The sequence below is a fragment of the Mucilaginibacter pallidiroseus genome, from assembly GCF_007846085.1.
In the GTDB taxonomy this organism is placed as follows: Bacteria; Bacteroidota; Bacteroidia; order Sphingobacteriales; family Sphingobacteriaceae; genus Mucilaginibacter; species Mucilaginibacter pallidiroseus.
Map to the genome: position 1 here is coordinate 627946 of NZ_VOEJ01000001.1, position 24584 is coordinate 652529.

A 24584-nucleotide genomic window follows, 5' to 3' on the forward strand; every position below is an offset into this window, starting at 1 on the left:
CAGAAATGAAGAATTACATCTTCCTTTTTCTTGCCATAGCCTGTGAACTTACGGGAACCACATTCTTAAAGAAGTCAGAAGGCTTTACAAAGCTGGTACCATCTATTATAGTAGTGGTAGCTATGTCTTGCGCTTTCTATTTTTTAAGTCAGGCCATAAAAACCATTCCGGTTGGTATAGCCTACGCGATATGGTCTGCTGTGGGTATTATATGCATATCAATTATTAGTGCAATATTCTTTAAGCAAGTGCCTACCCTTCCTGTCATTATCGGGCTTACATTTATTGTTGTAGGCGTCGTTATTGTAAACCTTTATTCGGGCGGTGTCCATAATTAATCTGGTTTGATAAAAAATTTACTTCAATTTACTGCTTTTATAAAATCGAATGCCACAGGCGGCAGGATATTGATTTTTTGTATCATCCTTTCGCTGGTTATGGCCAATAGCAGTTTTGCCGAACATTTTAATAATTTGTTGGCAACGCACATCGGCCCCAAATTAAACGGCGTAAATTTACGTTACACAACGCTCGAATGGATAAATGATGGTTTGATGGCCATATTTTTTCTATTGGTTGGATTAGAGATAAAAGACGAAGCCCTTAACGGGGAACTGTCAGATATTAAGTCGGCCTCGCTACCAATATTTGCTGCTATTGGTGGAATGCTTATACCCGCTTTGTTATACTGGCTCATAAATAAAAATACTATTACTGTTGGTGGGTGGGGCATACCAATGGCCACGGATATAGCATTTGTGGTAGCCATAATCAACACCATCAAATCTAAAGTGCCATTATCACTTCAGGTTTTTATAAAGGCACTGGCCATAGTTGATGATCTTGGCGCCATCATCGTAATCGCTATCTTCTATAATACGGGCATGCACTCCACTTACCTGTTGCTCGCATTGGCCATGTTCGTGGTTCAGTTGTTTATGAATAAGCTGAGCGTGCGTTACTTGTGGGCTTACATTATTCCCGGCGTATTTATGTGGTATTTTGTACATCACTCAGGTATACATGCAACCATCGCGGGTGTGCTTACCGCTATTGCCATACCTCATAGCGTGAAAGCCGGCGTATCGCCTTTAAAGAAGTTAATTCATTTATTAGAGAACCCGGTAAACTACTTCATTATACCTGTATTTGCCATAGCTAACGCCAATATTGATATAGCCGGTGGCCTCAAAAATGGCACTGGTATCAGCGCGTTGCAGGGGGGAATATTGTTGGGATTGATATTAGGAAAACCGGTAGGCATAACGCTGTTTAGCTGGATAGCTGTAAAACTCAAGCTATCTAAACTTAGCGAAGGTGTAAGATGGCCGCAGGTATGGGGCATTGGCCAATTAGCAGGCATTGGCTTTACCATGTCAATATTTATGGCGCTGTTATCCTTTTCAGACGTCGAACTACAAAATACAGCCAAGCTAACCATTTTGATAGCGTCGCTTTTGGCTGCATTCTTCGGTTACGTAGTACTAAACCTGAAAAAAATTAAGGCTTAATGCTTTCTACAAAGGCGGGGATTTTGTCCAGATAGTTGTCTTCGCCTAACAACTTCACAAAAGCACTGCCTACGATAGCTCCGTTTGCATATTGGCAGGCTTTATTAAATGATGTGCTATCAGATATACCGAAGCCAATAATAGTAGGATTATTAAGCTCCATACCCTTTATACGTTTGTAATACTCTTCAATGCTGTTGGTAAGGTTTAACTTTCCACCCGTTATTGATGACGACGAGAGCAGGTAAATAAAGCTGTTGCTCAAATCGTCTATCTTACGTATCCGTTCCTCTGATGTTTGCGGCGTAACAAGGAATATGTTGCTAAGATTATTGTCTTCAAAATGTTTGCGGTACAGGCTCTCATATTCGTACATCGGCAAATCAGGTACTATAATGCCATCCACTCCTACTTCTGCCGCCTTTTTACAAAATGCCTCAACACCGTACTGCACAATGGGGTTAACATAACCCATTAGCAAAATAGGGATGGTAATACGTTTACGCAGGTCAGACAGTTGCTCAAACAATACTTTTAGGTTCATGCCACTATCAAGCGCAGTTTGCGAGCTATGTTGTATGGTAGGCCCATCGGCAACAGGATCCGAATATGGGAAGCCCACTTCTAAAAAATCGGCACCGGCTTTTTCAAGAGCTTCTGCAATATCAAGTGTACTGTTTAAGGCCGGGTAACCGGCGGTAAAGTATATCGATAACAGGTTTTGGTTCTTTTCGGCAAATAGTTTATTAAGGCGATTTGTGGAAGTGGTAGAAACGGGCATAAATTAAAGCGAAAGCAATTGGGCTGTTCGTACCCGCAAAAATATCGTTATTAAATATCTTTTCCGCTTTTTTGTTTAGTATATCATAAACCGCTACTTTAGGGCAAACTGAAACATCTACCCTATGTCTCCCGGAATATTGCTCTCCTTTATTATTGGTTATTTTTTGGTGCTGATGGTTATCTCGTACATCACATCCCGAAAATCGGCAGATAATGATACTTTCTTCGTAGCCAACCGTAACTCTAAATGGTACCTGGTGGCGTTTGGTATGATAGGTACTGCTCTTAGCGGCGTTACATTTATTTCGGTACCTGGTAAAGTAGGTGCCCCAAGCGGCGATCAGTTTGCTTACTTTCAGTTTGTTTTGGGTAACGCTGCAGGCTTCATCATCATTGCAACGGTGCTGCTGCCATTGTACTATCGCATGAAGCTTACATCAATTTATAGCTATATAGAACATGCCTTGGGTACCTGGAGTTACAAAACAGCAGCCGGTATTTTCCTGCTAAGTCGCACCATCGGCTCGGCCTTTAGGTTATACCTGGTAGTAATTGTATTACAGCGTTTTATATTTGACAGCTACGGTGTTCCATTTGCTGCCACTGTGTTAATTTGCTTACTATTGATATGGTCATATACGTTTAAGGGCGGACTTAAAACTATTATTATAACTGATAGCCTGCAAACGCTTTTCCTCGTGGCATCGGTATTTTTGTCGATATACTTTATCTGCCGCAGCCTTGATATGAATGTACTGCAGGCGGCAGAAGCTATTAAAGATAGCAGCTACTCAAAGATCTTCTTCCTTGATGATTTTACGAGCAGCAAACTACACCTCAGCAAGCAATTTTTGGGTGGCTTGTTCATAACCGTCGGCATGACCGGCCTTGACCAGGACCTGATGCAGAAAAACCTGAGCCTTAAAAACATCCGCGAAGCGCAAAAAAATATGTTCAGCTTCACAGGGGTTTTTGTTGTGATCAACATTTTCTTTTTAAGTGTGGGCGCGTTACTTTACATGTATGCGCAGCGTAACGGCATCACTGTGGAAAAGACTGATTACCTATACCCAACCATTGCATTAAATCATTTGGGCATGGTGCCTGCTATGGTATTTATGCTGGGGCTCACAGCTGCAACATTCGCCACAACAGACTCTGCACTCACCGCGCTTACTACTTCGTTCTGTGTCGACTTCCTCAACTTTAATAAGCGCAGCGATGTGAACAGCAAGAAAATGGTAAACGTTCGCCATTGGGTACATATCGCCTTCTCGGGATTGATGTTTTTCACGATCATAATTTTTAACGCCATTAATAACGATGCCGTTGTAAGCGCCATATTTAAAGTTGCATCATACACCTATGGCCCATTGCTTGGCCTGTACAGCTTTGGCCTGTTTGTAAGCAGCAGACAGGTAAATGATAAATTGGTGCCATTTATCTGTTTAATATCGCCGGCTGTATGCTATTTCCTGAACACCGAGTCGAAGGAATTGCTGGGCGGCTATGTGTTTGATAACGAATTAATCATCGTAAACGGATTAATAACGTTTCTCGGCTTGCTATTGACATCTAAACGCAAAACCGAACCGGTTCTAACCTAAGCCTGATGCTACTTGAGGGTAATTGTGTGGCGCCAAAACTTAACATAAAATTTATTGTACTATATTGATATTCACTTATGAGGTTATGGCTAACCTCGCACTAATAAAATGATAGATGACTGGAGAAGAAAAAATAAGAAGAGCTTTTGAAAATAAGGACTGGCACGAAATTAAAGTAACAGACTCCTGGCAGATTTTTAAGATAATGGCCGAGTTTGTTGACGGCTTCGAGAAACTTGCCAAAATCGGTCCCTGCGTATCCATATTCGGATCGGCGCGTACACATAATGATAACCCGTACTATAAACTTGCAGAGGATACTGCACGTTTGTTGACCGAGCGTGGTTATGGTGTAATATCAGGCGGTGGCCCAGGTATTATGGAGGCTGCTAATAAGGGCGCTTATGAAGCTGGCGGTAAATCTGTTGGGTTAAACATTGAATTACCTTTTGAGCAGTTTCATAACAAGTATATCGACAGGGATAAAATACTGGAGTTTGATTACTTCTTTATCCGTAAGGTAATGTTTATGAAGTATTCGCAAGGCTTTATCATCTTGCCTGGTGGTTTTGGCACCATGGACGAATCATTTGAGGCGATCACGTTGATCCAAACCGGTAAAATAGCCCGCTTCCCAATTGTATTTGTGGGCGTTGAATACTGGAAAGGCTTATTTGAATGGGTTGAAGAGCGTATGCTTAAACAAGAGAACAACATCAGCTCGGATGATTTAAACCTGTACCGAGTTGTAGATACTGCCGAAGAAGCAACAGAACATATTTTCCGCTTCTACGACAAATATGTATTGAAACCGAACTTTTAAGAATTGCCAAACATATAAACGGCCCTGTATACGCAGGGCCGTTTGTTTTTACATATATCTTTTAATAATTGACAGTTATGTGGTTTTTAATTGGTTATTTAGTAGCATGGACGAGCTAACCAAACCTAAAAAGCAAGCAGCCCTGAGTTTTATCTTTATTACATTACTGATAGATGTTATTGGCCTCGCTATTATTATCCCGGTTTTTCCTAAGCTGATTGAAGGGTTGATACATGGTACGGTAAGCGAAGCTTCAAGGTATTCGGGCCTTTTGCTGGTGGCTTATTCGGTTATGCAGTTCCTGTTCTCGCCTATCATAGGCAACTTAAGTGATAAATACGGACGCAGGCCGGTACTGCTTTTTTCATTGTTGGGTTTCGGTATCGACTACCTTTTCCTGGCTTTCGCGCCAACCATAGGCTGGTTGTTTGTAGGGCGAATTATTGCCGGTATCACCGGTGCAAGTTTTACTACAGCATCAGCATATATTGCGGATGTAAGCACTCCTGAAAAACGCGCCCAAAACTTTGGGATGATTGGTGTAGCTTTTGGTTTAGGTTTTATTATCGGCCCTGTAATTGGTGGCGTGTTGGGTAAGATGAATGTGCACTACCCGTTTTATGCGGCCGCTGCTTTGGCCCTTATCAACGCGGCTTACGGCTTTTTCATCCTGCCCGAATCGTTAGACAAAGCCAACCGCCGCGAATTTAGTTGGAAACGCGCCAACCCGCTGGGGAGCTTAATGCAACTTAAAAAGTATCCGCAGGTATTTGGCTTAGCCGTTTGCTTGTTCATTGTGTATTTTGCTGGGCACGCAGTACAAAGCGTGTGGACTTTTTACACCATGGAGAAATTTAAATGGAGTGAAGATGTAGTAGGCTATTCGCTGGGCTTTATTGGTGTAACCATAGCTGCTGTACAAGGTGGCTTAATACGAGTTGCAATCCCCAAATTGGGCGAGCAACGCAGCGTTTGGATAGGTCTTGTACTGTATGGTATAGGGATGCTCCTGTTTGGCCTGGCCAATAAAAGCTGGATGATGTTCGCCTTTATGATTCCGTACTCGTTGGGTGGCATTTGCGGGCCTGCATTGCAAGGTGTTATGACCAGCGAAGTGCCTGCTAATGAGCAAGGTGAATTACAGGGCGGCTTAACCAGCTTAATGAGTTTAAGCTCAATTTTTGGCCCGTGGTTTATGACCTATGTATTTTATTATTTTACCAACCCAAAGGCTCCAGTGCAATTACCCGGAGCACCATACTATATAGCTGCAGCCTTGATGATAATTGGCGCAATTTTAGCCGTACGAAGCTTTAAAAAGCAAAGCAAAACAGTTTTTGTATGACACAGGCGGCGGGTAATCACGGTAAAGCGGCATTAGGGTTTATCTTTGTAACAATATTTATCGATGTGCTTGGTCTGGGTATCATTATTCCCATCACGCCAAAATTGCTGGAGCAGGTTGGCCACGCCGACCTGAGTATGGCCAGCCAGATAAGCGGCTACCTAACATTCACTTACGCCTCCATGCAGTTTCTGTTTGCCCCGGTTTTAGGTAACCTGAGCGACCGTATAGGCAGGCGGCCGGTTTTGCTGTTTTCGTTATTTGGCTTTGGCATCGATTATCTTTTAATGGCTTTTGCACCTACCCTGCTCTGGCTATTTGCAGGGCGTTTTATTGCCGGAATTGCGGGCGCCAGCACCACTACAGCCACCGCCTATATTGCTGATGTTAGCACCGGCGACAAACGCGCAGCCAATTTTGGCCTGATAGGCGCTGCAACAGGAATAGGTTTTATCTTAGGAATCGGTCTGGGCGGATTTTTGGGCGCGATATGGATAAGGTTACCGTTTATGGTGGCAGCAGGCCTTGCTTTGCTGAATGCTGTCTATGGCTTTTTTGTATTGCCCGAGTCGCTGAGCAACGAAAACCGTCGCAATTTCGATTGGAAACGTGCCAACCCGGTTGGATCGTTGCTACGATTAAGGAAATATTCGTTAGCGGTAAGTACCTTGATTACCGCATATACAATTGTGTACATTGGCCAGAAAGCAGTAGAAAGCACGCTTCCCTTCTACCTGCTCGAAAAATTCAAATGGACGCTGCCCAGTATCAGTTCATTAGGGATTTTTTTGGGCTTGCTTATTGCGGGTATACAAGGTGGTTTAGTGCGATGGACGATCCCCAAATTTGGCCTGCGCAAAAATATTATGGCCGGCATTGCCTTTTACGGGATAGGCCTATTGCTGATTTCCTTTAATAACGTTGGCTGGCTAATGTACGTTTACATGATTCCGTACTGTTTGGGAGGATTGGGCGGCACAGCTTTACAAGGCTTTATATCCGAGCATGTAGGGGCTAACGAGCAAGGCGAATTACAAGGAGCGCTAACCAGTCTGGTAAGCATAACAACGGTTATCGGCCCGCTGATTATGACGTCATTGTTCCATCATTTTACCAAAGTTGGTGCACCGGTTTATTTCCCTGGGGCACCTTTTTTAATGGGTGCTATTTTAATGGCTATTGCAGTTGTATTAACTATACGGAGTTTTAAAAAGAAGGATACTGATCAACCTGATACGCCAGCTATGCCATCGTTACCGAAGGTTTAATTACTCGAGCCCGCTAACGCCGCCAGAAATTACAAATTTCATAGCCTCTGCTGCAGTTATATTTAAGGGCTTAATCTTATTAGCAGAAATGATGACCACCTGCCCGGCAAATGAGTAAGAGTATGGAAAGTAAACGGCAACTTCACCAGGCATATCAAGCATAGCCAGATCCTTTTGCACTAAAAAGCCTATTTTTTTGAGGCCAAACTCATTTACCTCAACTAACACCGGCTCGTTAAATTTTTTTTCGTCCCCAACAAAAGCCTCGGTAAGGTCTTTTATCGACGAGTATAAAAATTTAAATATTGGCAACCTGTTCAACCACCTGTGAAACCAGTTTTTAATCGGGTCTGTTACCACATTGGTAACCAGGATACCAGCCACCATGATTATTACGATAACGTTCAAAATACCCAAACCCGGTATATAAACAGGCTTGCCGGTTTTGCTGTTAGCCCAAAACAGGTCGCTGATATTTAATGCGTTATCTATACTGGATATAGCCCAAAAGATCAAAAAAAACGCAGCGCCCAAAGGCACCACAACGAGCATGCCCTTGATGAAATAGTTAAGTAACGCGCCAAAAATCTTTCTCATTTATTCGTAAAAGTACACCCTTTTTACCCTTTCCGAAACATTTGTTAATATTTCGTACGGTATGGTGCCTATCTCTTTTGCCAATTGTTCTATACGCAAGGTGTCGTTAAATACAATAACTTCATCACCTTCTTTCACTTCAATCCCGGTAACATCAAGCATACACATATCCATCGATATATTGCCTACCGTTGGCGCAAGTTTTCCGTTTACGAGCATCCTGCCTACCCCATTTCCAAAAGCACGACGGTAGCCATCGGCATATCCAATACGCACGGTAGCAATTTTGCCATCAGCGGTTAAACTCCCGTTACGGTTGTAGCCAATGGTATCGGCAGCAAGTACCTTTTTTACCTGCGATACCGTTGTTCGCAGCGTTGCAACCGGTCGCAGGTCGGTAAGTTCGGCAGGCACGGCGGCATCAACTCCATAAAGCCCAATTCCTAACCTAACCATATCGTATTGGGCATTGGGCCAACGGGTTATACCCGATGTATTGCTGATATGCTTGATGACGTTATAGCCTAACGTGTTTTCAATCTGCTTAACTGCGCTGTCAAAAACGCTTATTTGCTGCATGGTAAATTCATCGTGCTGAGCTGCATCGCTGGCAGCCAGATGCGAAAAGACAGATTGTACACGCACATAAGTATTAATTTCAAGTAGATCACAAAGGGCATCTATTTCGGTACTTTCAAAACCTAACCGGTGCATGCCACTATCAATTTTTAAGTGAATCGGGTAGTTAATCAGTTCAGCTTCCTGTGCATACTTTATAAACTCGTCAAATAAACCAAAACTATAGATGGATGGCTCTAATTTATTGGATGTCAGCTTGTCAAACGCAAGCGGCTCCGGGTTTAATATCATGATTGGAACGGTGATGCCGGCTTCGCGTAACTCAACGCCTTCGTCGGTATAAGCTACCGCCAGGTAATCGATTTTGTTGTATTGCAACACGTTGGCTATTTCGAAAGTGCCGCTACCGTAAGAAAAGGCTTTAACCATAGCCATGATCTTAACACCCGGTTGCAGTTTAAGCCTGTAGAAGTTTAGATTGTTTATAACCGAATTGAGATTGATCTCCAGTACTGTTTCGTGCGCCTTTTGCACCAGCAAGCGGCTTACCCGCTCAAATTCAAAGGCACGAGAGCCTTTTATGAGTATTGTTTCATCGTGCAAATTCAGTTTGGGTAAAGCATCGATCAAGGCCTGCGTATCCTTATAAAAATGCATTTCCGGTAGCGTAAAATGCTGTTTGTTTTGCCCGAGCGCTTCGCCCACGGCTATAAAGCGGTGTATATGTTTACTACTAATCATATGCGCCACCTGTTCATACAACACAGGCTGCTCCACGCCCGATTGATAAATATCCGACAGGATCAGCGTTTTTTTAGGATACTGATTTTGCTGATCCAGGAAGTTAAGTGCGATTTCCAATGATTGAATGTCGGAGTTATATGAATCGTCTATTACCGAGCAGTTGTTGATGCCCTGTTTAAGTTCGAGCCGCATGCTTACTGCGGTAAGTCGTTCAATCCTGTCGTCGGCAATATCAGGGCTGTAGCCCATCGCCAGCATAGTTGCCCAGCAAATAATAGCATTCTCTACCGAAGCTTCGTCACGATACGGAATAAGGCACTCAATTTCATCATCTTTGAATAGCGCGCGCAGGTAATACCTGCCGGATATGGTGGTCTCGCTAAATACATATAAATCAGCAATTTTAAACTTTCGGCTCCAGGTAAAACATTTTATGTTTTCTATCTCGACCTTATGATCTAACAGTGTTTCGTAATTATATATCAAAAGTTCGCTCTCCCTAAAGAGTTTCAGCTTTTCAGAAATCTTTTCATCTCGATCTCTAAAACCTTCATCGTGCGCAGTGCCCATATGGGTAAGTATGCCAATCGTAGGTTTAATAACCGCCTGCAACCTGTCCATTTCATGCGTGGTTGATATACCGGCCTCAAAAATGCCCATCTCATGTGTGCTGTTCAACTGCCAAACAGATAAGGGCACACCTATTTGCGAATTATAACTTTTTGGGTTACGCACAATATGTTTTTCGGGGCACAACAACTGGTACAGCCACTCTTTAACAATGGTTTTGCCGTTGCTGCCAGTGATCCCTATAACCGGAATATCAAACCTTTGCCTATGATGAGCCGCAAGCGTTTGTAAGGCCAGCAACACATCCCCTACCAATAAAAAGTTAGCATCAGGCATGGGTGCTTCCGGCAGGCTGTTTATTACAAAGTTGCGCACACCGGCATTGTATGCATTTATAACAAACTCGTGCCCGTTGCGCCTGCTGCTAAGCGCAAAAAATAAAGAGCCCGTGGCACTTACAATCCGTCGGCTGTCGGTAAGTAAAACGCTTATCAAATCGTTATTGATAATGTTGCCCTCTGCCAGTATAATTTGCTTTACTTCGCTGATTTGGTAAGTGAATTGCATGTCACGAATTTGATGATTATTTACATGAATAGACGAATTTTTAACGAATTTTGATTTTGATGGATGAACCCCGGAAGATTAAGATTACCGATGAAAAGGTTGCACTTGCCAAGGCCGAACACTACTGCACCTACCAGGACAGGGCACAGCAGGAAATGCGCGACAAACTTTATGAATGGGGTTTATGGCCCGATGCTGTAGAAAATATTATAGTAAGGTTGATAGAGGACAACTTTTTAAATGAAAAAAGATTTGCCGATGCCTACACCAGAGGCAAGTTTAACCAGAAAGGCTGGGGTAAAATAAAGATAAAGCAAGGCCTTCAGTTAAAGCGGGTACCACCTGTGCTTATTAAAAAAGCTTTGTTAACAATCGATTTGGACGACTACATAGCTACCTTGAAAAACATCCTAGAAAAAAAAGCTCGCACCTTAACGGATAGCAATGCTATCAAAAGGCGATATAAGTTACAGCAATATGCCTATAGCCGGGGCTACGAGCCGGAGTTGGCCGCAGAGATTTTGAAAACCAACGAGTTACAATAAATCTGAAAAAAAGTTTAAATTTATCTTGCAAAGCATGCTTTTCTGCCTATATTTGCACTCCCGCAAACGCAGTAAGGCACTAGCCAAGGCGACTAAAGGAAACCAACGCGAAAGTAGCTCAGTTGGTAGAGCACGACCTTGCCAAGGTCGGGGTCGCGAGTTCGAATCTCGTCTTTCGCTCAAATCCCTTTTTAATGAAGGGATTTATTTTTAAAAGGTTATCCCGACGACTCGGGATTAAACACCTGCTCAGATGGTGGAACTGGTAGACACGCAGGACTTAAAATCCTGTTCCCGTAAACGGAGTGCGGGTTCGATTCCCGCTCTGAGTACTTGAAAATGAAGCAGTTAGGTTAAAGACACTAACTGCTTTTTTTATTTTAGGACAACATTTCACCTGAACAAAAATGTTTTCTAATTCTCTAAAGATTGCGTAGTTCTACGTATTGCATTTTCGTTAATCTATTCTTAATTTCCCGATCTAAACCATATTGAGATGCCGATAGAAATAATCTGTCTGGAAGAGCCTGCTTTTTATGCACTGGTTGCAAAAGTTTATTAGCGTTTAAAAGATCAAGGCGGCAAACAAGAAGATAAATGGATAACTGGAGAAGAAGCGACGAAGAAACTCCGTACTTGGTATAACATTAGATACTCAATGGATTTATACAATTATTTGTAACGAAATATTGGAAGAAGCAAAAGTTTCTGAAAAAGAAGAAACGAAATTAATACTAATGAGTGTCCAGCCGTCTCAAACCTCGAAAGATTCTTAACATTAGACGGCGTAATCGTAAGAACAATTAAATTAAGTTGGTCAATTGATGAACAATAAAAAGAACATTCTCGACACCCATCCACACTTAAAAGATTTTTTAGATTTTCTTCCAAAATTAAATGAAGAAAGTGATCGTGGCGCTGTGCTAATCGCCGCCACAATGATTGAAGATTTGTTAGAGAAAGTATTGCATTCTTTTTTAATAAAAGGCAAAACCGCTGATCGTTTGCTAACAGGCTTTAACGCCCCGCTCGGTACTTTTTCTGCAAAAATTGCTGCCTGTGCGGCTATGGGACTAATCACCGATAATGAGCACGAAGACATTGAGATAATTAGAAAGGTACGCAACGATTTTGCTCACACCATTCACATGTCTTTTAAAACACAAAAAATAGTTGACCATTGCTCAAAGTTACATCATTCAGCAAAAAGCTACGACGATGTAATTGTTGGCTCGAAAGGCCAATTTACAACGGGGGCTACCTCTATCATCCTTAATTTGACAAATCGACCTCATTATGTTGAAAAGACGAAAATAACCAAACGTAACTGGCCGTATTAAAATCAATTCTTCGCATAATAAAAGGTTCCTGATCACTTATGCGCTAACCACTAAATTTCAACATCCTACAACATGGATCCCTTCAATATTTCCAAACTTGACTTCATTTCGGTCTCATCCATGTGGCCGAAGCCTATGCGCATGGCAGTGAGCTTTTTGTTTTGATACAATAGTGTTTTGGGGATGAACAAACCTTTGGCTGCACACTTACGTGATACATCTAAAAGTGAATTTTGAGTACTCCAAACTGACCATAACGCAAGTCCGCCGTCGGGTTTAGTGAATGATACTGTATCCTTAAAATTATCCTCGAGTATCTGGCATAGCGCATCGCGGCGTTGCTGATAAATCTTTAGCGTTTTCTTTAAGTGGCGGTGTATATTTCCTTCTTCTATCATCTCCCCCAACACCAACTCTGCAATTACGTTTTCCTTTTTATCCATCAGCAACAAGTGCTTTTGCAACTCGTGTATCAGGTTTTGTGGGGCTACGATAAATCCCGTTCTGAAGCCGGGTGCCAATGAGTTGCCGAATGTACCGAGGTAAACTACCATGCCATTGTTATCCGCACTAGCTAGAGGCATGGATACCGATCTGCCGTATTGAAACTCAAAGTCGTGATCGTCTTCAATTATAATGAAACCATATTTACCGGCCAGGTTCAATAATTCCATCCGGCGGGATGCGCCAAGTGTAACCGTTGTTGGATAATGATGTTGTGAATTTACGTACACCATCCTTACGGTTGTGCGCTCGCATAACTTTGCAAGGTGATCAGTACATATCCCCTCTTCATCAACGGGAATTGTCTTTAATGATGCCCCTGCATTTTGAAAAACCATGTTGGCACCAAAGTGGCCCAGTTCGCCAACCACTACGGTATCTCCTGCCGACAGTAGCAATTGCGCAATAAGATATAAACCCATCTCCTTGCTGCTGGTACAAAGCAGGTTAGCCGGACTAATGCGTAGCCCCCGTGTTAAATTTAGGTAGTTGCTAAGCTGCCTTTTAAAGTATTGATCGGTATCTGCCGAATGGTACTGCAGCTTTGATAGCGTTCGGCGCCTGGTCATTGATGCGGTGTACATGCCGCTAAGTTCTTTAATGGCCGTTAGCCGGACATCAGGTGTGCCGTCTGTGAAATAATAAGTGCAGTTTTGATATTCGAACGGAGCATCCAAAATCTGCGACTGCTTCACACTGTAACCTGTTTGCACCGGGTAACTGTTTAACAAAGGCATGTTTTGTTTCGGCCGTTGTAACTTAACCAATGCTTGTTTACTTACCACGTAGGTGCCTTTGTTGGGCACCAATTGCAGCCAGCCTTGCGCCTCCAATTCGGCTGCGGCGGCTATTGCTGTTTTGCGATGTACTTGTAACTGCAAGCTCAACAGCCTTGTGCCCGGGAGCTTTGTGCCTACCGGCAAATAACCGCGCTGAATGGCATTGGTAACCTGTTGCGCTATTTGCAAATAAACCGGCGTAGCTGATTGGCGCTCGATTGTAATAAAACTTGAAAACGCTAAGCTAACCGGACTACCCATTACTTAAAAACTGGTGCACTTTGATAAGCCGGCAAGTTATCACATTTGCAGATATATCCGGGCAATGCCGGATATAATAACATAAGAAAATTTAGATGAATAAAACTTTACTATCCGTATTTACTCTCTTTTTACCGCTTGCCGTTCTTGGGCAAGATACAGCACGTGTTAACGCCCTCGACCCGGTGACAATTACGGCAACTCTTAAACCAATGGCAGGGTCAAAAACAGGTCGCAACCTTATTGTTATAAAAGGCGAAGATATTGCAAAATATCCTGTACACTCGCTTGATGAGGTTTTGAGATATATTCCCGGTATAGAGGTGCAATCGCGCGGACCAATGGGTGTACAAAGTGATTTTGTAATCAGAGGCGGCACATTTCAGCAGGTATTGGTTGTGGTGGACGGCTTGCGCGTTAATGACCCTAACACCGGGCACTTTAATAGCTATATACCTATAGTACCGGCAGAGATTGAGCGGATTGAAGTATTGATGGGGCCGTCCTCAGCCATATATGGTTCTGACGCGGTTGGCGGCGTAATAAATGTATTTACTAAGACATTTTCGCGCAATCATCCTATCGGCACAACAAGCCAGCTTAATGTAAGCAGTGGTGCATATGGCCTGTTCAACGCCAACGGAAACGTAAATTATAATACCAATAAATGGACGCTAAGCGCAGGAGCCTTAAGCAACAATGCCGACGGGCAACAACAACGCGGCATAAAAGGTTATTTTAACTTGCATACTTTCTCGGGCGCGGCTGCATATAAATTTAATGATAATTGGCGCATTGCCTACCGTGTGAGCTACGATAGCCGCCGTTTTGCTGCACAGAATTTTTACACCAGCTTTGCCACCGATACTGCTACGGAGCGTGTAAACAGCCTGTGGTCGCAATTAAATTTAAGCTATGACAAAGGCAACAACCATTTAACAGTACGCGCAGGCTACAAAAACGTTAAAGATCATTACCTCTACAACAGTATTTCGACCGCTAACAATAACACGTCAAAACTTTGGCAAGGCTTGGCTACCTATCAGCATGATTTCAGTAGCATCCTTGATTTGACAACCGGACTGCAATACCAGCGCAAAAGCATTGCATCTAATGACCGTGGCAACCACATGCTTGAGCAGGTTGCTGCATTTGCAGTGCTTAACTACGAGTTGGCAAAAAATTTGAACATCAGCCCGGCTGTAAGGCTTGACCATGATGAGGCAGCAGGTACCCAACTGGTTCCGCAGTTTAATACATCTTACAGGTACGGAAAGATTAACTTACGAGGCAGCCTGGGTAAAACCATACGCAATGCCGATTTTACCGAGCTATACAATAACTATAACAAGCCAATAGTTACAAGCGGGCGCATTGGTAACCCGGCACTTACTGCCGAAAAATCGTTCAGCTATGAAGCCGGGGCAGATTTTTTTGCAGGCAGCGAACTAAAGTTGGCGGCGACCTATTTTCAGCGCCGACACACCGATTTGATAGACTGGACAACCACACCGTATGCCAACATGCCCCGAAAGGACAACCTGTCGCCCACCGGAACTTATGCCTTGGCCCGTAATATCACCAAAGTCAATACTACGGGAATTGAGGCCAATGTAATGTGGAAACACGCGGTTGGCAACAAGCAATTTATAAACGCGACGGCTGGTTTTGTTTGGCTTAACTCGGTAACAAGCGATGGCGTGCCTTCCTTTTACACATCATCTCATGCAAAATACCTTACCAACGCGATGTTGAGATACGATGCCGACAAATGGAATTTAAGCATTAACGGTTTGTATAAGGTGCGTACAGCGCAATCAGTAGCTGCTTTGAATGGCGCTGTGGACAAGTCTTACTTTGTGGCAAACGTTAAAGGTACTTTCAACATTATCCGGAACAGGTTGAGTGTATTTGCGGAGGCTGATAACGTTTTCGATAAAAAATATGCCGATTTACTAGGTGCCCAAATGCCCGGCCGGTGGTTGATGGGTGGGCTATCGTTACAAATTCAACAAATTACCCCTATTAAAAAGCATTAAGGCAGCCGGTATATTCCGCTGCCTTTATCATATACTCACGCACAAACTAAAGCTTAGCTTTATAATATTAACCGACAGACTTAGACAGGTTAAAAACATCAAACGGTTTTAATACATGGTCCATTGCATAATACTCACCGCTTAAGGTAAGTTGGCCATCTTTCTTTTGGATATCAATTTTCAGAAAACCGTGAGCCGACTCGTTAAATGCTTGTAAGGTTACTTTGTTTTCATTAAGGGCTGTAAAACGATTGTCATCCAGGGTTGCTATGCTGTGCAATTCGTTAAACCCGCCGCCGCCTGCAACTATAAAAGGTACGGCTTTGTTGTTTTCAAATACTTTTTCGAAACGCTGATAATTGTGTACATGTCCGCTGAAAACGACATCAGGTAGCACACCTGTTTCTGTGAAGGCATCATTTAATTCCTTAATCATAGGCAAACTGGAGCCGTGGTTGGTATCTGCCGAATAAGGTGCATGATGCAGGCAAATGATCAGAAATTTATCGGAGGATGCCGACAGCAATTCATTGCGCAGCCACTGCTGCTGATCGGGCGTAATAATGCCAAATTTAGGTACATTGCTGTACATACCTATAAAGGTTGCTAAAGGCGTTTCCAATGTCCAGTATACGTTCGGCTGTATCATGCTTTGGCGTTTACTGTCACCGCTAAAGCTTACCCGTTTGCTAACCGTATCGCAAAATACACTTTTAAAAGCATCAAGGCTTTGGTAAGGTACCTTGGCATCGGGGTTAACATCACTGTCATGATTGCCTGCTATAGCAAAAATAGGCCCCGGGTAATCCTCGAACGATTTGAAAAACTGGCTTTCGTACTGGTCGGCTTCGCCATAATGATAAACAATATCGCCAAGGTGATACAAAAAGCTTGGGCCATCAAGCCGCCCGGTCATGCGTTTTACAATATTTTGCCTTGCCTCGGGCGCAATGCTTCCGCCGGTATCACCAACCAGATGGAAAATCATCCGGTCGTTAAAGCCTGCATTAATGACATCCCCTATATCCAGATGGTAAGGATATTTACCGGTTGGTTGTGGCAACGCCCGAAATTTATATTCGTCGTTTGGTTGATTTTGTTTTATTACGGGTGTTTTATATCTCATTCGTGCAGTACCAATATTGCTTTTACCGACTTATTCATTACCTGGTTAACTGTGCTGCGGGTAAATAACCGGTACACAATGTTATGGTGGTGTTTAACCAGGCAAAGCATGTCGGTATTGTTGGATGCAATAAACTCAATTATACCGTTATGTGCGCTACTGTTTTGTAAATAATTAAATTCGAGTTGTGCATGCGGTATCAGGTCCCGCAAACGCGCTTCGCTTACTTTAAAATCAGGTTCGCCCGGTTTATCGGTAATGTATAATACTTGCATCCTGCCCGATCCAAATGCCTTTACCATTTCATTTAAGGCATTAACGTCTACTGCCGATAGTCGCGTATCAAAGTCTGTAGCAAGGGTTATTATTGGCACTTTGGTAAATGTGCTCTCTAGCGGAATAATTAAAGTAGGAATTTTAATTTGTGATACAACCAAACCTGCGTTACTGCCAACGATACCCGTGATACCCGTTGAGCCAACAATACCCATCACCAGCATATCCACCTGGTGTTGGTTAATGTATTTGCTTATCACTGCCTTTAAAAAGCCAACCTCGCATAGGTTGGTCACTTTCACATGATCGTAATTTATGCTCAGATCATCAACCCACGTTTGTAAAGCTTCACGTTTATTTTTGTAATAGTCTTCTATAAAAATAGCGTTGTAAGTGCTATTGTTAATACCTTCTGTGGGGTGTATAGCATGTATTGCGCATACCTCACGACCCAAAACACTCGCCAGTTCAAGTGCGTAGATCATCGCATTAGCGGCGCATTTTGAAAAATCGGTAGCTACCAGTATTTTTTTCATGACGAATTATATAAACAGATGGAAAAACACAAATAATAAAAATGCTAACACAATTGCAACAGGTAAAGTTAGTATCCAGGCAATGGCAATGCTTTTTAAAGTTTGGTTATTAAGGTTGCCCTTTCCTCCGGATGCTACCATTGAGCCGGCAATGCCGCTTGATAGTACGTGCGTGGTACTTACCGGCAGGCCAAATCCGGTACTTAAACCAATGGTAGATGCCGCAACAATTTCCGATGTAGCGCCTTGTGCATAATTAAGGTGTTCATTACCTATTTTTTCGCCAATGGTTACTACAATACGCTTCCAGCCTATCATGGTGCCTAATCCAAGAGATAATGAAATGATTGCAATTACCCAAACCGGTGCAAAATCTGTTACATGCTCAAGCTCATTGGCTGCACTATGCAACGTTTGCCGTTCATTTTCGCTTAGTTTGATGTGCTCATCTTTTGCAACTGCTCTTATATCTTTAACAACGCTTTCTACCTGTTTGCGGTATTGATATGTTTTGGCCACATCAATTTCACTTTTGGCGGCCAACGATGCCTTTGTTTGCAATACCGCTTTTGACAAGGCCTTTAACACAGAATAATCTGTTGCTCCCTTACTTAACTTTTTGCTTACAACAACTTCCGTTTGGTTTAAAGCAGCCAATACTTTGCTGTTTGGTATTTGGTGATTAACAGCAAACCTGGCCGGCAAAAATGCAATCAGTATCAACATAAAAAGGCCAACGCCTTTTTGGCCGTCGTTGCTGCCGTGAAAAAAGCTTACCAACGTGCACGTGATGATGAGCAGTATCCGAATATGTATTGGCGGCCTGTCGTTCTCACCCTTCGGGATATGAAATAATGAGTGCGATTTTGTTACGTGTTTTAAGAACAGCATTAGCAATGCTGCCGCACCAAAGCCAATTAATGGCGATAATACCAGTGATAAGCCTATCTCGCCCGCTTTATCCCAATTTACACCCGGGCCGCTATAATAAAATGTAAATGCTAGCCCCCCGCCTATCATTGAGCCGATCATGGTATGCGAGCTTGAACAAGGTATCCCTAAATACCATGTGCCAAGGTTCCAGATAATGGATGATAGCAGCACTGCCAATACAAGGCATGCACCAACGCTTACCGGCAAAGTCATTAGCGAATCAAGCGGCACCAGTTTCAATATCCCCATTGCTACCGATACGCCACCAAGGCAAACGCCAAGGAAATTCCACAAGCCCGACCATGGGATCGCGTAAACAGGTTTCAACGCTTTTGTATATATAACTGTCGCCACTGCATTTGCAGTATCATGAAACCCGTTTACAAACTCGAACGCTACAACGGCAAGAATACATAAACCGAAAACAAGAAGAAGGTATCCGCTTAGATCAACCGGGCCCAGCAAGGGGAACCTGGCCGCTAACAATGGTAATTGCATACATCAAATAACCCCTTTTAACATTTTGTTAAAGCGATAGTTGGGTTAACAAAATGTTACGTCATGTAAAGTAACAGCGGTAAATAGGTTTGCTATATTGTTATAAGCAGAGATTAACAATTTATCTTTTAAATTTGAAGCTTATAAACTTCTTATGCTTAAATCTTACGGCAGGCGCCTGCAAAGCTTATTTTCAAATTATAAATATTACGCCTCGGTATGTTGTATCATTAAAGACGAAAACGTTTACCTGGAAGAGTGGATTACTTATCACTTAAAAATAGGTTTTGAACACTTTTACATTTATGATAATGGCAGTGCCGTTCCTGTTAAGCAAACGCTCGAAGAGATTGGCTTGTCGCAATATGCTACCGTGGTCTTGTTTGAGGGCAAGTCTATGCAGATTAAAGCTTATAATGATTGCCTAAACAAATTTGGCCGCTTTTCGCTGTGGATAGCTTTTATTGATTTGGATGAGTTTATAGTACCTAAATCAACAAATGGCAACTTGCCCGCGTTTTTAAAGCAGTTCGAAAAATTTGCCGGGCTAGGCATAAACTGGCTGGTATTCGGTTCTAGCGGGCTCAAAGCCAAAACTAATCGCCCGCAGCTTGAGAGCTTTGTTTTCAGGTCTAAAGAATCCTTATCAATCAACAAGCATATAAAAAGTATTGTACAGCCCCGGTATGTACGCGCTACGTCTAACCCTCATTGCTTTAAATATCAGAGTGGAAAGTATGCGGTAAACGAAAATTTTAATCCCATTAAAGATGCATTCTCAGATGTGAGCGTAAACAAAATTCAAATAAACCATTACTACTGCCGTACGTTAGAGGAGTATCAGGAGAAAATTAAAAGAGGACGGTCGGATGTGGACTCAATAGAAAGATTGATAACACATTTTCATGATCATGACGTCGACTCGAACTTTGTTAAAGACACCGCTATACTTGAAATAGTTGCACAATTGCAAAGCCAATCATAAAGTAAAGGGGTGAATGTCATTCATCATCCCCCTTTACTTTCTTACTAACGAATGAGTTAAATGTGCCTGTTAATCAGGTTTTCAAGATACTCCTGTTTGCCGCTTATGGTTTCGGGCTCGCCGTTTGTGGCGGCATAAGTGCTTAGGTCTTCAAGCGATAACTTGCCATCTTCAAAATCTTTTCCGGCGCCGCTATCAAAAGATGCATATCGCTCGGTACGAATCTTTTTGTAGTCTGACTTTTGCAGGATATCATCAGCAGCAACCAATGCCCTTGCAAATGTGTCCATACCGCCAATGTGCGCATAAAACAAGTCGGCACGATCTGTAGAATTGCGACGAACTTTAGCGTCGAAGTTGATACCCCCACCCTGGAAACCGCCAGCCTCCAGTATGATTAGCATTGATTCGGTAATTTCATTTACATCGTTAGGGAACTGGTCGGTATCCCAACCGTTTTGATTGTCGCCACGGTTGGCATCTATAGATCCTAACAAACCAGCATCTGCAGCTACCTGCAATTCGTGCTGGAAAGTATGGCCGGCAAGCGTGGCATGGTTCACTTCAAGGTTGAGTTTAAAATCGTTCAGCAGGTCGTATTTCTGTAAAAAGCCCAATACGGTTGCTGCATCATAATCATACTGGTGCTTTGTTGGCTCGCAAGGTTTCGGCTCAATAAAGAAGGTGCCTTTAAAACCCTGCTTGCGGGCGTAATCTTTTGCAGTATGCAAAAACTTGGCAAGATGCTCCTGCTCGCGTTTCATGTTGGTATTAAGCAGGCTCATATAACCCTCGCGTCCGCCCCAAAAAACATAGTTTTCGCCACCAAGTGCAATTGTTGCATCCATAGCAGTTTTAACCTGCGCACCGGCATGTGCCAAAACATGAAAGTTTGGATTTGTTGATGCCCCGTTCATGTAACGGCGGTTGCTGAATAGGTTCGATGTGCCCCATAGCAGCTTTACGCCACTTGCATCCTGCTTTTGCTTAGCATAATCAACCATTATTTTTAAGCGCCTGTCGTTTTCGTTAACATCGTTAGTATAGTCAACCACATCCACATCGTGAAAGCAGTAGTACGGCAGGTTCATTTTAGTGATAAACTCAAACGCAGCATCCATCTTATCTTTAGCGCGTTCAATCACGTCAGCTTTAGCATCCCATGGAAACAGCAATGTAGCTTCGCCAAAAGGATCTGCCCCGTTACCATTAAAAGAATGCCAGTATGCACAGGCAAACCGCAGGTGCTCTTTCATGGTTTTGCCGGCCACTACGCGGTCTGCATCGTACCATCTAAAAGCAAGTGGATTGTCAGACTCGAGGCCTTCATATTTTATTTGTCCTATTCCGTTAAAAAATTCTTTCTCGCCAGTTACGATAGACATAGTATTATGTTTTGGTATTAAAAATTGGTTTTGTTACCGACAGAAATCGGATTAACGAATTTAGACTAAAAATTTAAAAACTGTCAGCTTTACAGAAATAATAAAAAGGTGTTAGTACAATGTTATAACTCAATTTACATTTTGGAAATACTGTCCACCCAAAAATTTCGCGTTAATTGTCAATTGTTTACAAAATAACACACAAATTTCTTACTCCATTATTTTCAAAAACGTTGCAAAATTGTACATTTGCACACGCAAAAAGCGAAAGTAGCTCAGTTGGTAGAGCACGACCTTGCCAAGGTCGGGGTCGCGAGTTCGAATCTCGTCTTTCGCTCCAAATCCTCTTCTGTTTCAGAAGGGGATTTTTTTATTTAATATTGGTTCAACTCTCCTATCGTCCAAAAAGAGGTTTACTATTCTTTGATGTTCAAAGCATTTACATCGTCGAGCAAAAAACAATGTTCAAAGTGCTGCATGCCGGTTTTGGGATAATAATTAACGGCTTTGGGCGCTGCAAGTAAAATGAGCTTTGCCATTGGGCTATGCAACTTTGCCTCGCGAATAAGTTTTACGCCTATACCCATTTTTTGGTAAGATGCATCTACCGCTAAATCAGACATGTAAGTGCAAAAGCTGAAGTCGCTTAAACAACGGCTCACGCCTATCAATTTGCCATCAATGCGTGCTGTCACAATCAGGTTTGCGTTTTTTAACATATCTTCTATCCGTGTTCGGTCGTCCACAGGGCGGCGCTCTGCAAGCGTACTGCGTATCAATACATCAATAAATTCATCGGCAGCTAAGGTAGTTTCGCGTTGGTATGTTATGTTCATTTTTAACTATTGCTGTGTTTGTATTACTGTTGATTAAATGGTAACAAGTAAATTGTATCAATGATTATTATCAATCAAAATAATTAACTCGTAAAAAATTATTAATCAATATATTTGTGTTACGGTTATGAATGCCCACTTCATAGCTTACTACTATTGTGATTATTTCAAGGCTATCTTTTTACTATCAACGCGTGTTACTTTTGTTGCTGGCTATTTTCGTAGCTGCAAGTAACAACGTTTCGGCTCAAACAGTTGATAGCGATACCGTTCAGGTAAAGATTGACCAATATAACAAATTGATATCTCAATACCGTTATGATAAGCCCGACTCGGCCCTCTTCTTGGCTCAGCAAGGATTAAGTTATTCCCGGAAATATAAAAGTACCAATGGCCAGGCAATGATGCTTAATCAGCTTGGTATGATAGATGATAACGTTGGCCGGTTTGATGATTCGCGCCGAAAATATTTAAGCGCTTTAGCATTATACACTAAAACTGCCAATAAAAAGGGCATGGCAGCAGTTAACATCAGGCTCGGCGTTGTTGAGATGCGAAAGGGCAATTATGATAAAGCCATTGAATATTTTTTACAGGCACTACAAATTAGTAAAGCGAACGCAAGTAAACCCGGCGAAATGGAAGCCTATATAACCCTTGGCGAAGCTTATGCCGGGCAAAAGAAATATGGTGAAGCGCTGAAGTATTATAAGGTGGCTGAGCAACTGAATGCCGAGGTACCTTTTTCAAATTTGAGCCTTAATTTATTTAACGATATCGGTATTTCTCTCCGTGAAACCAACAGACTAGACAAAGCCAAGCCTTACTTACATAAAGGTATAAGCTTGAGTAACGTGAAACAATATCAGGGATTGAATATAACGCTTACCAATACCCTCGCTTCGGTATATGCTAAATCGGGCGATATAGCAACGTCCATAAAGTTGCAGAAACAAGCGCTTGAAAAGGCTAAGAAGATAAATAACTATATAAGGCAGATACAAACGCTTACCGGACTGGCTACAACTTACAGTAGAATAGATGCGCACGTTTCATTGGATTACTGGCAGCAAGCGCTGGCATTATCGAAAAGTAAAGGTGCGCATAAAGAAGAAATTGACGAACTGCAGGCAATAGCACAGCTATACAAATTGCAACAAAACTACAAGGCAGCCTTTGATGCCAAAGAGCGGCAATATGAATTGGCTGACGAATTTTTTTATAAAAAGATGTCGGCCCAGATAGCAAGTTTGCAGGCCGATTACGAGCTGAACCAGTCTAAAGCTAAGGTTGAGGAATTGAAGTTTGCTAATAATAAGGAGAAACTGGAGCGTAAAATAACAAATGTGTTTTTGGCAGGCCTGTGTGTGGTTTTACTGGTTGTTGTATTTTTTTACTTTAAAACACGACAACTAAATAACCTGCTGAATAAAACAAACGCAGCACTGAACGAATCTAATACGGTAAAAGATAAATTGTTTTCGGTGCTTGGTCACGATCTCAGATCGCCATTTATATCTATCATCAATATGCTGCAGATTATTGATGAGCCTGATTTGACCGGCCCGGAGCGTGATAAGATACTCGAGCAACTGGACTTTACGAGCCGCGCATCATTAGAAACGCTGGATAGCCTGCTGCGTTGGGGACAAAAACAAATTAAGGGTACACCGCTCAATAAAATTGAGTTTGCAATTGAGCCTATTGTAAGCCGAACTATTCACTTTTTATCAGGCGTAGCCGAAGACAAGGCGATCGAAATCCAAAACAACGTAGCGGAATACGTTGCAGTAGTGGCTGATATTGATCACTTCGAGTTTATGATACGTAATTTGCTTTCCAACGCTATCAAATACAGCGAATATGGAGGGAATGTCACGGTGACTTCTAATTATAACAGAGCATTAAAGCAAGTAGTAATTAGTGTAGCGGACAAAGGTATTGGTATTGAACCGGCAAGGCTAAACAATATATTCAATATCGATAATATCAGCACCAGGGGCACAGGTAATGAAAAAGGCACCAGCCTAGGTCTGCTTCTCTGTAAAGAGTTTGCTGAACTTAACGGGGGCAGCATTTCTGTTGAGAGCGCCCCCGGTGAAGGTTCAATATTTTCAATTACATTAAATGCGGGTTCGATATCTTAG

20 protein-coding genes and 3 tRNA genes are annotated in these 24584 nt (G+C 42.5%); 14 read left to right on the forward strand and 9 right to left on the reverse strand.

The genetic code is table 11. The annotated features are described in order from the left end of the window. The first annotated feature begins 5 nt into the window (after positions 1-5). Together FPZ43_RS02770 and nhaA are read left to right on the forward strand one after the other, a co-directional pair. Entirely contained in the window at positions 6-338 is a 333-nt protein-coding gene (locus tag FPZ43_RS02770) for a DMT family transporter (protein WP_146380314.1), read from the forward strand. A gap of 6 nt (positions 339-344) precedes the next feature. Beyond that, positions 345-1511: a Na+/H+ antiporter NhaA gene (gene nhaA, locus FPZ43_RS02775; RefSeq protein ID WP_146380315.1), complete on the forward strand. Its 1167-nt coding sequence runs from the start codon at positions 345-347 to the stop codon at positions 1509-1511. Here nhaA and trpA read toward each other — a convergent pair. Beyond that, on the reverse strand, positions 1501-2292 hold the full coding sequence (gene trpA / locus FPZ43_RS02780; protein ID WP_146380316.1) for a tryptophan synthase subunit alpha: 792 nt from the start codon (positions 2290-2292) through the stop codon (positions 1501-1503). The genes nhaA and trpA overlap by 11 nt on opposite strands. Before the next feature lie 124 nt (positions 2293-2416). On the opposite strand from trpA, the gene FPZ43_RS02785 reads away from it, so the two are divergent. From FPZ43_RS02785 to FPZ43_RS02800, 4 genes are all read left to right on the forward strand, one after another. Next, complete coding sequence (locus tag FPZ43_RS02785; RefSeq protein WP_146380317.1) at positions 2417-3901, forward strand: sodium:solute symporter; 1485 nt, start codon at positions 2417-2419, stop codon at positions 3899-3901. 115 nt (positions 3902-4016) lie between these two features. Further along, a complete protein-coding gene (locus FPZ43_RS02790) occupies positions 4017-4724 on the forward strand; it encodes an LOG family protein (RefSeq protein WP_146380318.1) in 708 nt (235 codons plus the stop codon). Positions 4725-4830: 106 nt separating this feature from the next. After that, positions 4831-6069: a TCR/Tet family MFS transporter gene (locus FPZ43_RS02795; RefSeq protein WP_146380319.1), complete on the forward strand. Its 1239-nt coding sequence runs from the start codon at positions 4831-4833 to the stop codon at positions 6067-6069. Then, the gene (locus FPZ43_RS02800; RefSeq protein ID WP_146380320.1) at positions 6066-7337 is read left to right on the forward strand and encodes a TCR/Tet family MFS transporter; all 1272 of its coding nucleotides are present in this window, start codon (positions 6066-6068) and stop codon (positions 7335-7337) included. Before FPZ43_RS02795 ends, FPZ43_RS02800 begins: the two co-directional genes overlap by 4 nt. Here the strand turns inward: FPZ43_RS02800 and FPZ43_RS02805 are convergent, their stop codons facing one another. Next, a complete protein-coding gene (locus FPZ43_RS02805) occupies positions 7338-7934 on the reverse strand; it encodes a DUF502 domain-containing protein (protein ID WP_146380321.1) in 597 nt (198 codons plus the stop codon). It abuts the gene before it with no gap. Beyond that, the gene (locus FPZ43_RS02810) at positions 7935-10394 is read right to left on the reverse strand and encodes a bifunctional UDP-N-acetylmuramoyl-tripeptide:D-alanyl-D-alanine ligase/alanine racemase (RefSeq protein WP_146380322.1); all 2460 of its coding nucleotides are present in this window, start codon (positions 10392-10394) and stop codon (positions 7935-7937) included. A gap of 59 nt (positions 10395-10453) precedes the next feature. Between FPZ43_RS02810 and FPZ43_RS02815 the strand changes: the two genes are divergently transcribed. The 4 genes from FPZ43_RS02815 (at position 10454) to FPZ43_RS02830 (ending at position 12279) form a co-directional block, all read left to right on the forward strand. Continuing rightward, positions 10454-10939 carry a regulatory protein RecX gene (locus tag FPZ43_RS02815; protein WP_146380323.1) on the forward strand — a complete coding sequence of 162 codons (486 nt, stop codon included), beginning with the start codon at positions 10454-10456 and terminating at the stop codon, positions 10937-10939. Positions 10940-11046: 107 nt separating this feature from the next. Continuing rightward, positions 11047-11119: transfer RNA gene (locus FPZ43_RS02820), tRNA-Gly, on the forward strand. A 67-nt stretch (positions 11120-11186) separates the two neighbouring features. Continuing rightward, positions 11187-11271, forward strand: a tRNA-Leu gene (locus FPZ43_RS02825). Positions 11272-11763: 492 nt separating this feature from the next. Beyond that, positions 11764-12279: a DUF4145 domain-containing protein gene (locus FPZ43_RS02830; protein WP_146380324.1), complete on the forward strand. Its 516-nt coding sequence runs from the start codon at positions 11764-11766 to the stop codon at positions 12277-12279. A gap of 65 nt (positions 12280-12344) precedes the next feature. On the opposite strand, the gene FPZ43_RS02835 is transcribed toward FPZ43_RS02830, so the two are convergent. Next, positions 12345-13823, reverse strand: coding sequence for an aminotransferase-like domain-containing protein (locus FPZ43_RS02835; RefSeq protein WP_146380325.1), 1479 nt, complete (start codon positions 13821-13823; stop codon positions 12345-12347). A 95-nt stretch (positions 13824-13918) separates the two neighbouring features. Between FPZ43_RS02835 and FPZ43_RS02840 the strand changes: the two genes are divergently transcribed. Further along, entirely contained in the window at positions 13919-15862 is a 1944-nt protein-coding gene (locus FPZ43_RS02840) for a TonB-dependent receptor plug domain-containing protein (protein ID WP_146380326.1), read from the forward strand. Between the two features lie 67 nt (positions 15863-15929). Here the strand turns inward: FPZ43_RS02840 and FPZ43_RS02845 are convergent, their stop codons facing one another. Genes FPZ43_RS02845 through FPZ43_RS02855 form a run of 3 tightly spaced genes read right to left on the reverse strand, consistent with a single transcriptional unit; the run spans position 15930 to position 19231 of the window. After that, positions 15930-16988 (reverse strand): metallophosphoesterase family protein, encoded by a 1059-nt coding sequence (locus FPZ43_RS02845; RefSeq protein WP_146380327.1) that lies wholly within the window; start codon positions 16986-16988, stop codon positions 15930-15932. Then, positions 16985-17800 carry a universal stress protein gene (locus FPZ43_RS02850; protein WP_146380328.1) on the reverse strand — a complete coding sequence of 272 codons (816 nt, stop codon included), beginning with the start codon at positions 17798-17800 and terminating at the stop codon, positions 16985-16987. Before FPZ43_RS02850 ends, FPZ43_RS02845 begins: the two co-directional genes overlap by 4 nt. Positions 17801-17806: 6 nt before the next feature. Next, complete coding sequence (locus FPZ43_RS02855) at positions 17807-19231, reverse strand: inorganic phosphate transporter (protein WP_146380329.1); 1425 nt, start codon at positions 19229-19231, stop codon at positions 17807-17809. A 154-nt stretch (positions 19232-19385) separates the two neighbouring features. Between FPZ43_RS02855 and FPZ43_RS02860 the strand changes: the two genes are divergently transcribed. Further along, a complete protein-coding gene (locus tag FPZ43_RS02860) occupies positions 19386-20216 on the forward strand; it encodes a glycosyltransferase family 92 protein (RefSeq protein WP_146380330.1) in 831 nt (276 codons plus the stop codon). Between the two features lie 56 nt (positions 20217-20272). Here FPZ43_RS02860 and xylA read toward each other — a convergent pair whose 3' ends face one another. Continuing rightward, on the reverse strand, positions 20273-21601 hold the full coding sequence (xylA, locus tag FPZ43_RS02865; RefSeq protein ID WP_146380331.1) for a xylose isomerase: 1329 nt from the start codon (positions 21599-21601) through the stop codon (positions 20273-20275). 264 nt (positions 21602-21865) lie between these two features. Between xylA and FPZ43_RS02870 the strand changes: the two genes are divergently transcribed. Next, positions 21866-21941 (forward strand) — tRNA-Gly (locus tag FPZ43_RS02870). A gap of 76 nt (positions 21942-22017) precedes the next feature. Here the strand turns inward: FPZ43_RS02870 and FPZ43_RS02875 are convergent. Then, on the reverse strand, positions 22018-22437 hold the full coding sequence (locus FPZ43_RS02875) for a GNAT family N-acetyltransferase (RefSeq protein ID WP_146380332.1): 420 nt from the start codon (positions 22435-22437) through the stop codon (positions 22018-22020). Positions 22438-22595: 158 nt separating this feature from the next. Here FPZ43_RS02875 and FPZ43_RS02880 point away from each other — a divergent pair, with 158 nt between their 5' ends. Next, positions 22596-24584, forward strand: coding sequence for a tetratricopeptide repeat-containing sensor histidine kinase (locus tag FPZ43_RS02880; protein WP_146380333.1), 1989 nt, complete (start codon positions 22596-22598; stop codon positions 24582-24584).